Genomic DNA, 11,093 nt, shown 5'->3' with positions numbered 1-11,093 from the left:
GGCATGTTCGTCCAGACCATCCAGTCCCGACAGGGCATGCTCGTCGGATCGCCCGCCGAGGTCGCCTTCCGCATGGGCTTCATCGATCGCGACCAGTTGCGGGCCATCGCCAGTACAGTCCCTAAAACCGAACTGGGTCGCGTGCTGCGCGACATCGCCGACGGAGTATAGAGCAGCCCATGCAGATCGAACGCCTGGCCATTCCCGACATCCTGCTGCTGACGCCACGCCGTTTCGAGGATGCACGCGGGTTCTTCAGTGAAACCTACAATATCCGCGCGATGGCCGAGGCTGGAATCACGCAGCCCTTCGTGCAGGACAATCACAGCCTGTCCCGCGAGCGCGGCGTGGTTCGCGGGCTGCACTGCCAGCTCGCCCCCCATCCCCAAGGCAAGCTGGTTCGTTGCAGCCGGGGCGCGATCTGGGACGTGGCGGTCGATGCGCGGCAGGATTCGCCTACCTTCGGCCAATGGACCGCGGCGGAACTGAGCGCGGAAAACGGATCGCAATTATGGATCCCGCCGGGTTTCCTGCATGGTTTCTGCACGCTGACCGAAAACGCCGAGGTGCAGTATAAATGCACCGACCTGTGGGACCGCGACTGCGAGCGCGCGGTGCGATGGGATGCGCCGGAACTGGCCATCGCCTGGCCGGTGGCCCCCGGCGCGGCGGTCCTCTCCGGCAAGGATGCCGAGGCGCCCGGATTCTCCACGGTACGGAACTGGTTTTGATGCGTGCGGCCCCGATCCTGGTGATCGGCCGGTCCGGACAGCTTGCCACCGCGCTGGCGCGCTCCGGCCGCCCGGACCTGCGCTGTCTCGGCCGGCCGGAACTCGATTTCGACCGGCCGGAGACGCTGGTGGCGGCCTTTGCGGCGACCTCCCCCGCCCTGGTCGTGAACGCTGCCGCCTGGACGGCGGTGGACGCGGCGGAAAGCGACCCGGAGGGGGCCGCCCGCGCCAACCGCGACGGCCCTGCCCTGCTGGCCCGGCTCTGTGCCGAACGCGGTATTCCGCTGATCCATGTCTCGACCGACTATGTGTTCGACGGCCGCAAGGGCGCGCCGTATGTCGAGACCGACCCGATCTGCCCCCGCACGGTGTACGGGCGCAGCAAGGCGGATGGGGAAACCGCGATCCTGGCCGCGCATGATCGTGCGATCATCCTGCGCACCGCCTGGGTCTATTCGCCCTATGGCCGGAATTTCGTGCGTACCATGCTGGATGCCGGGGCGAAGAACCCGGTCCTGCGCGTGGTGGGCGACCAGCACGGCAACCCGACCAGCGCCGACGACCTGGCAAGCGCCATCCTGGCGATCGTCGACAGGATCGGGCGCGACGGCTGGCGCGCGGCCCATGGCGGCCTGTTCCACGCCGCCGGCAGCGGGAAGACGACCTGGCACGGCCTGGCGGTCGCAACCTTGCAGGAGGCCGCGAAGGCTGGCCGGCCAATGCCGGAGATTCTGGCCATCACCACCGCCGACTGGCCGACCCCCGCCGCGCGGCCACGGGATTCCCGCCTGGACTGCACCCGTCTGCATGATGTGTTCGGCATTCTCCTGCCGCACTGGCGCGACGGCGTCGCGCGCGCCGTGGCCCGATCGATCGCTCCGGGAGCGGCCTGACACGGCCGCCATGGCCGGTTATGGCGGCGGCGGTGATTATGCCTTAACAATCGGCCCCGACACCGCCTTGAGAGGCGGCGCGTTCGGCTACGAGAGTCTGGCATGTCATGATCGAAAATTTCAAATTTGGCCGGGTGGCCGTTCTGGGTGACCTGCTTCTCGACTGCTATATCAGCGGCTCCGTCGGAAGGATTTCGCCGGAGGCGCCGGTGCCGGTCCTGCTGAGCGCCCAGCACACCGCCGTTCCCGGAGGCGCGGCCAATGTCGCGATGAATGCCGCGACCCTGGGATGCGCGGTCGAACTGATCGGCCTGGTGGGATGCGACGCGCCGGCCGATACCCTGAAGACCGCCCTGCTCCATGACGGGACGATCGACCTGGCCGGCGTCGTGGCGGATGCCGCGTGGGTCACGATCACCAAGACCCGGGTCGTCAGCGGCCGGCAACAGATCGTGCGGATCGACGAGGAGCGCATCGCCCCCGTCTCGCGCGAAACCAGGGCCCGGCTGATCGACGCCGCGTGCCGGGCGATCACGCGCGCCGACGTGCTGATCTGCTCCGATTACGCCAAGGGCCTGCTGTCCGACGACGTGCTGGAAGCGGTGATCGGCTACGCCCGGCAGCGGAACGTTCCCGTCATCGTCGACCCCAAGCGCAGGGATTTCGCCGCCTATCGCGGCGCCTCGCTGGTGACGCCCAATCGCGGCGAAATCGCCCTGGCGACCGGGCTGACCCTGGGCAGTGACGCCGAAATCGAACGCGCGGCGCGGATCGTCTCCGACCAGTTCGGCGGCGACGTGCTGGTCACGCGGTCGGAAGAAGGCATGACCCTGGTCCGGCGGGACGGGCGCGTGACCCATGCCCATGCCCGCAAGTCCGAGGTCTATGACGTCTCCGGTGCCGGCGATACCGTGGTCGCGACGATCGCGAGCGTGCTGTCGGCCGGGCAGGATCTGGAAACCGCGATCGTGATCGCGACCAGCGCCGCCGCCATCGCCGTCAGCAAGCTCGGCACGGCCACCGTGACCCGTCACGAGCTGAGTGCCGCGCTGCGTGCCGAGATGAAGGAGGACGGCACGCTCGTCCCGCTCGAACAGGCCTGCGCCCTGGTCGAAGGATGGCGGCAGCATGGCGCGCGGATCGTCTTGACCAATGGCTGTTTCGACCTGATCCATCCCGGTCACATCGCGCTCATCCGCGGCGCGGCGCGGCATGGGGACAAGCTGGTGGTCGCGCTGAACAGCGACGCCTCCGTCCGGCGCCTGAAAGGCCCGTCGCGGCCGTTGCAGGACGAACTGGCCCGGGCGACCGTCATGGGGGCGCTGCGCGATGTGGACCTGGTCGTCATCTTCGACGAGGACACGCCCCTGGAAACGATCCAGGCGCTGCGCCCCGATATCATCGTCAAAGGCAGCGACTACCAGGAACACGAGGTCGTCGGGCGGGATGTCGTGACATCCTATGGCGGGTCCGTCGTGCTCGTCGACCTGATCGAAGGACGATCGACCTCGTCGATCGTCCGGAAAATGCAGCCGGGCTAGTGTCCTGCCTCCGAAATTCATAGGTGAATTTCGGAGATCAGCAGGCCACTAAAATATTGATTTATCTAGTGTCCACCAAGGATCTGAAATCTGAAGGGATTTCAGATCCGGGACACTAGAACCGCCGTTCTGTTGCAGATCTACAACATGAGCGTGCCAGCCTTGACTCGTTCCGCCGCCGCCGATTGAAACATTATAACATACCATGTAGGGTCGGATCCTCTCACACAAACAGGATCGCCTTGATGAGTTCGCCTCGACCTGCGCTACGCATGACCGCCATTCTGCTTGCGGGAACCGCATTCGCCCTTCCGCAGGCCGTGCGCGCGGCGACGACCGACCAGTCCCCGCCGGCCAAGGCGTCGGGCCCGACGACGGACGGAGACACGCCACAGGCCGCCGCGTCGCGGACGAGTTTCAGCACGACGGCCGCCACCGACCGCGTCCTGCCCGATGGCAGCGTGGAGGCGACCGCCGCCAATGAGGAACATATCGTGGTCAACGCGCATCTCGACCTGATGCGCGCGACGCTTCAGCCCGCGACCGGCGCCACCATCTATCGTTTCACGCGGCGCGACCTCGAAACCATCCCCGGCGGCGACAACGCCCCGCTGAATTCCGTGCTGTTGCAGGCCCCCGGCGTCGCACAGGACAGCTATGGCCAGATCCATATCCGCGGCGACCATAACGAGGTGCAGTTCCGCCTGGACGGCGTCGAACTGCCGGAGGGCATGAATGTCTTCGGCCAGGCGCTGATGACGCGCTTCGCCCATTCGATGTCGCTGACGACCGGCGCGCTGCCCAGCGAATATGGCTTCCTGCAAGCCGGCGTCATCGACATCACGACCAAGACCGGCAGCGCCGATCCGGGCGGCGACGTGTCGATCTATGGCGGCGCGCGCGATTATTTCTTCCCGTCCCTGCAATATGGCGGCCATGCGGGAAAATGGGATTATTTCGCGACCGCCGATTTCGTGCATGACCGGGTCGGGATCGAGAATCCGACGCCGGATTTCAATGCCCTGCACGACCTGACGAACCAGTACCATTTCCTCGGCCATCTGCGCTACACCGCCGACGAGAACACGCGTATCAGCCTGACGGCCGGCGTGTCGAACGCCGAATACCAGTTGCCGAACAATCCCGGACAGCAGAGGCAGTTTGCCAACCCGTCCTTCCTGGGCAGCGCGCTGTCGCAAAATCTCTATGGCAGCGTCGACAGCGCCAGCCTGAACGAGCGCCAGAAGGAAATCACCGATTTCGGCATCCTGTCCCTCCAGAAGGACATCGGCACGATCAGCCTGCAAAGTTCGGCCGTGGTCCGCTACAGTTCGCTGGGCTATTCGCCGGACATGCTGGGCGACCTCGTCTATAACGGCAATGCCCAGCGCGCCCAGCGATCCGTCTTCTCGTCCGGCTCGCAGACCGACGTCACCTGGCATGCCAACCCCCATCACACGGTCCGCTTCGGCTACCAGGTCTATGTCGAGCGCGTCGTGTCCAAGACGGATTCGACCGTCTATCCGCAGACCGGGACCGATGACGACGGCAACGCGATCTATGACGACCGGACGATCTCGATCCATGACGGCAACGGGCGGACCGGCTGGCTCTACGGCCTCTATGCCCAGGACGAATGGCAGCCGATCCGCAACCTGACCATCAATTACGGGCTGCGTTTCGACGGGGTGGACGAATATACCCATTCCAAGCAGGTCAGCCCCCGGATCAACATCGTCTACCAGCCCTGGCATGGCGGCACGTTCCATGCCGGCTATTCGCGCTATTACACCCCGCCGCCGTTCGAACTGGTGGGCGGCACGTCGCTGAACAAATTCGCCAATACGTCGGCCGCGCCGGGCACGTTGCAGGACACCACCGTCAAGGCGGAACGCGATCATTATTTCGATGCCGGCTTCGCCCAGGAAATCCTGCCCGGCTGGCATGCGTCGGTCGACGCCTATGTGAAACTGGCCAAGAACCTGATCGACGAAGGGCAGTTCGGCTCGCCGATCATCCTGTCCGCCTTCAATTATCGGCGCGGCCAGGTGCATGGCTATGAATTCGCCACCGACTACACGCGCGGTCCTTTCTCCGTCTACGGCAATTTCGCGTGGTCGCGCGCGATCGGCAAGGACATCACCACGGCCCAGTGGAATTTCGATCCGGACGACCTGGCCTATATCCAGCACCGATGGATCCACCTGGACCACGACCAGCGCTGGACGGCGTCGGCGGGCGCCAGCTACACGGCGTTCTACCGCACCGGCCACCCGCTGCGCCTGTCGGCGACCATGGTCTATGGCAGCGGCCTGCGCCAGGACAGCGACATTCCCAATGGCGGCGTCGTCCCGCAATACGAGACCTTCAACCTCTCCGCCGTGCAGTCGTTCAGGGACCTGTTCCATATCCCGTTCCTGAAGCGTACCCAGTTGCGGCTGGACGTGATCAACCTGTTCGACAAGCGCTACGAATTGCGCAGCGGCACCGGCATCGGCGTCGGCGCGCCGCAATACGGGTTGCGCCGGACCATCCTGACCGGCATCGACCAGCGTTTCTGACGCCCGCATGGGCGGCCGGCTTGACAGGCGGCCGGCCCCGTGCCCTGATCGGATCAGGCAATGGATTTCTGCCTGACCCGCCCCGGGTCGAACCGCCCCGGCCTTGGGGCTGATGATTCCTACCCGGCCCGAACTGGGCATGAAGGGAGGAATCCGTCCATGTCGCCCCTGCGTCCTTGCAGATTACCCGCGTTTCGCGCCATCGGTCGCCCTGGGGTGCATGCCGCCCCGATCGGGCAACGCTGAGGGAGGGGACCGCGATGCGCATCCTTGCCATTCTGGATCGGCCGGAGACCGCCCTGTTCACGCTTCAGGCAGTCGGCGAGCTTGTCCGGCGGCTGCCTGCGCGGGACATCCGGCTGCTGCATCCCCGACGCGCGGCCGACCCGGCTTTCCAGGCGCCCGACGAGGGGATTCCCACGCCGGCGCGGCGCGCGGCCTTCGCCCGGCGGGGTGCCCTGCGCGCGGAACGGCTGCGCGCGTCGGCCCAGGCCTGGATCGGGCCGGCCGGCGAGAAAGGGGTGGCCACCGCGCATTGGGCCGAGATGGCCGGCGATGTGCGCGCAATCGTGGCCCGGGAGGCCGCCATGGCCGATCTGGTGGTCGTCAGCCGCCCGCGCGCCGCCGACGACGAGCGCGAGCGCGAGGATGTCGAACAGGCTCTGGCCGGGGCGCTGTACGATGCCCGGGCACTGGTCCTGATCGCCCCCCTACACTCCTGTGCCACCGTGGGGGCGCGGCCGATCATCGCGTGGCATCCCTCGCCCGCCCTCGATCGGGCCGTGGCCGCCGCCGGGCCGCTGCTGGACGCGGCCGGGCATGTCACCTTCCTGATCGGTGCCGACGACGATGCGGAGCAGCCGCCCCCGGAACGGGCCCGGGAGCTGACGGCGCGCGGGGCCGCGGTCACGATCGCGCGTTTCAGCGCGCCGCGCGGCCGGCTGGGCGAGGAGATCCGCGCCCGCGCGCTGGCGGCGGGGGGCGACCTGCTGATCATGGGGGCCTATACGCATGCGCGTTTCGTCGAATGGCTGTTCGGCGGCCCGACGCGCGACCTGCTGGCGCACGGCACCCTGCCCATCCTGACCTGTCACCATGGTATCGAAGACCCTGCCGCATGACCCCAAACCTGTCGACCACGCTGGGCATCGCCCTGGCCGGTGCCTGCGGCACCCTGATGCGCTACTGGGTCGGTCTGGCGACCGCGCGGATCAGCCAGAGCCTGCCGTGGGGCACGATCCTGATCAATATCTCCGGCTCGTTCGCCATCGCCTTCTTCGGCACGCTGACGCTGGATAACGGGCGCTTTCAGGTATCGGATACCGCCCGGCTGATGTTCATGGTCGGCATATGCGGGGGATACACGACCTTTTCCTCCTTCATGCTCCAGACGCTGGACCTGCTGCGCGGCGGGGCGCCGGGGCGCGCGCTGCTGAATATCGTCCTGTCCGTCACGCTCGGCATGGCCGGCGTGACCGCCGGCTACCTCGCCGCCCAGGCCCTCGCCCCTCCCCGTCCCATACCCGATGCGGGAAAGTCCTCATGACCATGGCCGCCGACTGTCGCGCCTGCGCGATCATTCCCTGCAATGACATGGAGCAGGCCGGGCGATGGTGGAACGGCCTCGGGTTTTTCGGCCCGACGGATGACGGGACGGCGGATTACCGTATCCTGTCGGACCAGGACGGCGCGACGATTCACCTCCAGCCCGCCGTGCCGGGATGGGTGGTGCCGGGGCGCAACCCGTTCGGCATCTATCTGTCCACCCCGCATGTCGACCGGCTCGCCGCAACCGCGGGGGACGCCATCCTCGGCCCGGTGAAGGCACCGCGCCATACCGAATGGGGCATGTACGAATTCGCCCTCAATGGCCCCGACGACCTGCTGATCCGCATCGGCTGGCCGAGCCGGCTGATCCGGGCGTCGGAAATGGACGCCGTTGCGCCCTGATGGTACACGGATATGTCTGGGTCTTTTTTCGAGAGAGCGCCGCATGAAAATAGCCGAATGGATGGAGCAGTCCGGGGTCGCCTTCGGCACCAGCGGCGCCCGGGGCCTGGTCACGGCGATGACGGACGCGGTCTGCTTCGCCTATACGGTCGGCTATCTGCGCCACCTTGCCGCGCTGGGCGAGTTCGCCCCCGGCGCGCCGGTCGCGGTCGCGGGCGATCTGCGCCCCAGCACGCCGCGCATTCTTCGCGCCTGCGTGGCGGCCATCCGGCATATGGGGGGCGAGCCTGTCTTCTGCGGCTACGTGCCGACCCCGGCCCTGTGCCTGCATGCGTTCGCGCGGGGTTGCCCGTCGCTGATGGTGACCGGCAGCCATATCCCCGCCGACCGCAACGGCATCAAGTTCAACCGCGCGCGCGGCGAGTTCATGAAATCCGACGAGGCGGCCATGCGCACGCTGGACGTGGCGCTGCCCGAGGGCTGGTTCGATGCCGATGGTGCCCTGATCGCGGCCGGCACGCTGCCCGAACCGACCGACGTCGTTCCCGTCTATGTCGCGCGCTATCGCGCGTTCTTCGGCCCGGATGCGCTGTCCGGCCTGCGACTTGGGGTCTATCAGCATTCCGCGGTGGGGCGCGACGTGCTGATGCTGGTCGTCGAGGCCCTGGGCGGCACGGCCGTGCCGCTGGGGCGCGCGGACAGTTTCATCCCGGTCGATACCGAGGCGGTGCGCGCCGAGGATGCCGCGCTGGCCCGTGAATGGGCCGCGACCGGCGGGCTGGACGCCATATTGACCACCGATGGCGATTCCGACCGCCCCCTGCTGGCCGATGCCCATGGCAACTGGTTGCGCGGCGACGTGCTGGGCATTCTGGCCGCGCGCTTTCTCGGCGCCGCCGCCGTCGCCACCCCGGTCAGCAGCAATACGGCCCTGGAGAAAAGCGGCTTCGCGCAGGAGGTCCGGCGCACCCGCATCGGCTCGCCCTTCGTCGTCTCGGCGATGACCGAGGCCGCCGAGGCCGGAATCACCCCCTCCGTCGGCTACGAGGCCAATGGCGGCTTCCTGCTGGCGACCGACATCGCGCAGGGCGACCGGGTGCTGCATGCGCTGCCGACGCGCGATGCGGTGCTGCCGATGCTGTGCGCGCTGGTCCTGGCCCGTCGGCAGAACACCGACCTGGCCGGACTGGTCGCCACCTTGCCGCCGCGCTTCACGCTCAGCGACCGCCTGATGAACATGCCGACCGCGCAAAGCCAGGCGGAGATCGAAAAACTCGCCCGGCATCCCGCCGAAGGCGCCAGGGCGCTGGGTTTCATCCACCAACCCGAGGATCTGGCCCATGTCGACCAGACGGACGGGCTGCGCATGACGTTCGCCAATGGCGAGGTGATCCATCTGCGCCCGTCGGGCAACGCGCCCGAACTGCGCATCTATGTCGAGGCCGATACGCCCGAACGGGCGGCGGCGCTGCTGAAGACCGGCTTCGACGCCGTCAGCGTCTGGAAAACGCGTTGATCGATCAGGCAGCCACCGGGACGAGCGTCACCAGCTTGTAGTCGGGGTGCGCGGCCGGGATCAGCGTCACCTGCTCGTACTGGAGCAGGCCGTCCCGGGGGTGGGTGAAGCGCCGGCGCCCGCCCTCGCGGGACAGCACGGCGTGGCTGTTCCAGACCCGCGCGAAATCGGCACTTTCCCCGCATAGCCGATCGACCAGCGCCCGCATGGCCGCGTCGTTCGGCCGGCGGGCGGTGTCGGCGCGGAATTCGGCGAGAATGCGCCGCGCGCGATCGGGCCAGTCGTCGAGAAAGAAACGGGCCTGGGGATCCAGGAAGACATAGCGCAGCAGATTGGGCTCGTCCCCGCCGATCCATCCGGCGAAAAGATGCCGCGCCCCGTCATTGGCGGCGCGCACGGTCCAGAGCGCGTCCAGCAGGTAGGTCGGCGCGGCGACCAGGCCCGGCATGCACAGCAGGCCGGGCGGGACGGCACCCGACGGCGCGGCGCCAGGCGGCCGTGGATCGTTCCGGCGCGCCAGTTCGAACAGATAGGTCCGCTCGGCCGGCGACAGGAGCAGCGCCTCGGCCAGCCGCGCCAGCACCGCGCCCGAACAGGCGACGTCACGCCCCTGTTCCAGCCACGTATACCATGTCGTGCTGATGCCACAGAGCTGCGCGGCCTCCTCTCTTCGCAATCCCGGCGTGCGGCGGCGCCCCGGCATCGGAAAAATGCCCGCCTGTTCTGGAGACATCGCCGCGCGCCGTGCGCGCAGGAATGCGCCGACGGTTCGGCGCCGCTCGGATTCCGACATCATGGTGGCAGTTTTTATACCCGTATAACAATAGACCTTATACCTGTTTCGTGAACCACCGATACTGCGCGCGTCAATGGGAAAGAGACGATCATGACAGACGCATCGAACAGTTTCGCCGCACGCCACTACGGGGAGCGCGCGGCGGATTACGTATCCAGCGCGGTGCATCATGCCGGAGCCGACCTGGACGAGATCGAACAGGCGGTCGCCGGCAAGGGGTTCAAGCGCGTTCTGGATCTGGGATGCGGCGGTGGCCATGTCGGCTATCGCGTCGCGCCGCATGTCGGCGAGGTCGTTGCCTGCGATGTCACGCCCGACATGCTCGAGGCCGTCAGCCGGACCGCGCGGGAGCGCGGACTGGCCAACGTCACGACGCGGCAGGCCGCCGCCGAGGCCCTGCCGTTCGCCGATGCCGGTTTCTGCGCGGTTCTCTGCCGCTTCACCGCCCATCACTGGCAGGATATGGAACGGGGCCTGCGTGAAGCCCGGCGCGTGCTGAAGCCGGGCGGCCTGGCCGTGTTCGCCGATGTCGCCGCCCCGGGGCAGGCCCTGTGCGATAGCTGGCTCCAGAGCCTGGAATTGCTGCGCGACATTTCGCATGTGCGGGATTTCACCGTATCCGAATGGGTGTCGGCGCTTGGCCGGGCCGGCTTCGCCATGCAGGGCATCACGCCCCGTCGGCTGCGCATGGATTTTGCGCCCTGGGTCGCGCGAACGCGCACCCCGCCCGAGCGCATCCTGGCGATCCGCTCCCTGCAAGACGCGGCCCCGGACGAGGTGCGCGCGCATTTCGAAATCGAGGAGGACGGCAGTTTCACGCTCGATACCGTCTGTATCCGCGTGTCCTGACCCGGCCGATGTCGCTCCGGATCGACGAGAGCTGGATTGTCCTGGCCAGCATCGAGAACGAACAGCATGATCGCTGCGTGGATCTCTTTGCCCGGCCCGGCGGCACCTTCGGCTTCGAGGCGTTTCGGCGCGACCCGGAGGATGCGGGGCGTTGGACGGCCGTCAGCGACCACTCCGCCATCAGCTACCTCACGCGCGACCGGGCGATGCATGCCGCCCGTCGCGCTGTGCCCCGGCTGACGTGACCCCTCGAACG

11 protein-coding genes, 1 pseudogene and 1 riboswitch are annotated in these 11,093 nt (G+C 67.6%); of the genes and pseudogenes, 11 read left to right on the top strand and 1 reads right to left on the bottom strand.

The features are described 5' to 3' along the window. The 9 genes and pseudogenes from HLH48_RS23400 to HLH48_RS20500 all read left to right on the top strand — a co-directional run. Nucleotides 1-171, top strand: a pseudogene (locus tag HLH48_RS23400) (glucose-1-phosphate thymidylyltransferase); the annotation flags it as partial. An 8-nt stretch (nt 172-179) separates the two neighbouring features. Then, nucleotides 180-731, top strand: a complete 552-nt coding sequence (rfbC, locus tag HLH48_RS20535) for a dTDP-4-dehydrorhamnose 3,5-epimerase (RefSeq protein ID WP_182999338.1) — start codon at nt 180-182, stop codon at nt 729-731. Further along, complete coding sequence (gene rfbD / locus HLH48_RS20530; RefSeq protein WP_182999337.1) at nt 731-1,624, top strand: dTDP-4-dehydrorhamnose reductase; 894 nt, start codon at nt 731-733, stop codon at nt 1,622-1,624. The genes rfbC and rfbD overlap by 1 nt, the downstream gene beginning before the upstream one ends. A gap of 107 nt (nt 1,625-1,731) precedes the next feature. Continuing rightward, on the top strand, nt 1,732-3,165 hold the full coding sequence (rfaE1, locus tag HLH48_RS20525) for a D-glycero-beta-D-manno-heptose-7-phosphate kinase (protein ID WP_182999336.1): 1,434 nt from the start codon (nt 1,732-1,734) through the stop codon (nt 3,163-3,165). Between the two features lie 245 nt (nt 3,166-3,410). Then, nucleotides 3,411-5,726, top strand: a complete 2,316-nt coding sequence (locus tag HLH48_RS20520; protein ID WP_246387609.1) for a TonB-dependent receptor — start codon at nt 3,411-3,413, stop codon at nt 5,724-5,726. Nucleotides 5,727-5,773: 47 nt separating this feature from the next. Continuing rightward, a riboswitch (Fluoride riboswitch) is annotated at nt 5,774-5,855 on the top strand. A gap of 131 nt (nt 5,856-5,986) precedes the next feature. Then, nucleotides 5,987-6,847: a universal stress protein gene (locus HLH48_RS20515; RefSeq protein ID WP_182999335.1), complete on the top strand. Its 861-nt coding sequence runs from the start codon at nt 5,987-5,989 to the stop codon at nt 6,845-6,847. Next, the gene (gene crcB, locus HLH48_RS20510; protein ID WP_182999334.1) at nt 6,844-7,272 is read left to right on the top strand and encodes a fluoride efflux transporter CrcB; all 429 of its coding nucleotides are present in this window, start codon (nt 6,844-6,846) and stop codon (nt 7,270-7,272) included. Before HLH48_RS20515 ends, crcB begins: the two co-directional genes overlap by 4 nt. Next, on the top strand, nt 7,269-7,676 hold the full coding sequence (locus tag HLH48_RS20505) for a VOC family protein (RefSeq protein ID WP_220795233.1): 408 nt from the start codon (nt 7,269-7,271) through the stop codon (nt 7,674-7,676). The genes crcB and HLH48_RS20505 overlap by 4 nt, the downstream gene beginning before the upstream one ends. Before the next feature lie 61 nt (nt 7,677-7,737). After that, on the top strand, nt 7,738-9,192 hold the full coding sequence (locus HLH48_RS20500) for a phosphomannomutase (RefSeq protein ID WP_182999339.1): 1,455 nt from the start codon (nt 7,738-7,740) through the stop codon (nt 9,190-9,192). A gap of 4 nt (nt 9,193-9,196) precedes the next feature. Here the strand turns inward: HLH48_RS20500 and HLH48_RS20495 are convergent, their stop codons facing one another. Beyond that, nucleotides 9,197-9,988, bottom strand: coding sequence for a helix-turn-helix transcriptional regulator (locus tag HLH48_RS20495; protein WP_182999333.1), 792 nt, complete (start codon nt 9,986-9,988; stop codon nt 9,197-9,199). A 90-nt stretch (nt 9,989-10,078) separates the two neighbouring features. On the opposite strand from HLH48_RS20495, the gene HLH48_RS20490 reads away from it, so the two are divergent. Both HLH48_RS20490 and HLH48_RS20485 read left to right on the top strand, forming a co-directional pair. Next, on the top strand, nt 10,079-10,837 hold the full coding sequence (locus tag HLH48_RS20490; RefSeq protein WP_182999332.1) for a class I SAM-dependent methyltransferase: 759 nt from the start codon (nt 10,079-10,081) through the stop codon (nt 10,835-10,837). A gap of 8 nt (nt 10,838-10,845) precedes the next feature. After that, nucleotides 10,846-11,082 (top strand): hypothetical protein, encoded by a 237-nt coding sequence (locus HLH48_RS20485; protein ID WP_182999331.1) that lies wholly within the window; start codon nt 10,846-10,848, stop codon nt 11,080-11,082. The last annotated feature ends 11 nt before the right edge of the window (nt 11,083-11,093 follow it).

It is taken from the genome of Gluconacetobacter sacchari, assembly GCF_014174255.1.
GTDB lineage: Bacteria > Pseudomonadota > Alphaproteobacteria > Acetobacterales > Acetobacteraceae > Gluconacetobacter > Gluconacetobacter sacchari.
The sequence above is the reverse complement of the archived record's forward strand: the minus strand, read 5'-3'. Positions and strand labels throughout refer to the sequence as shown.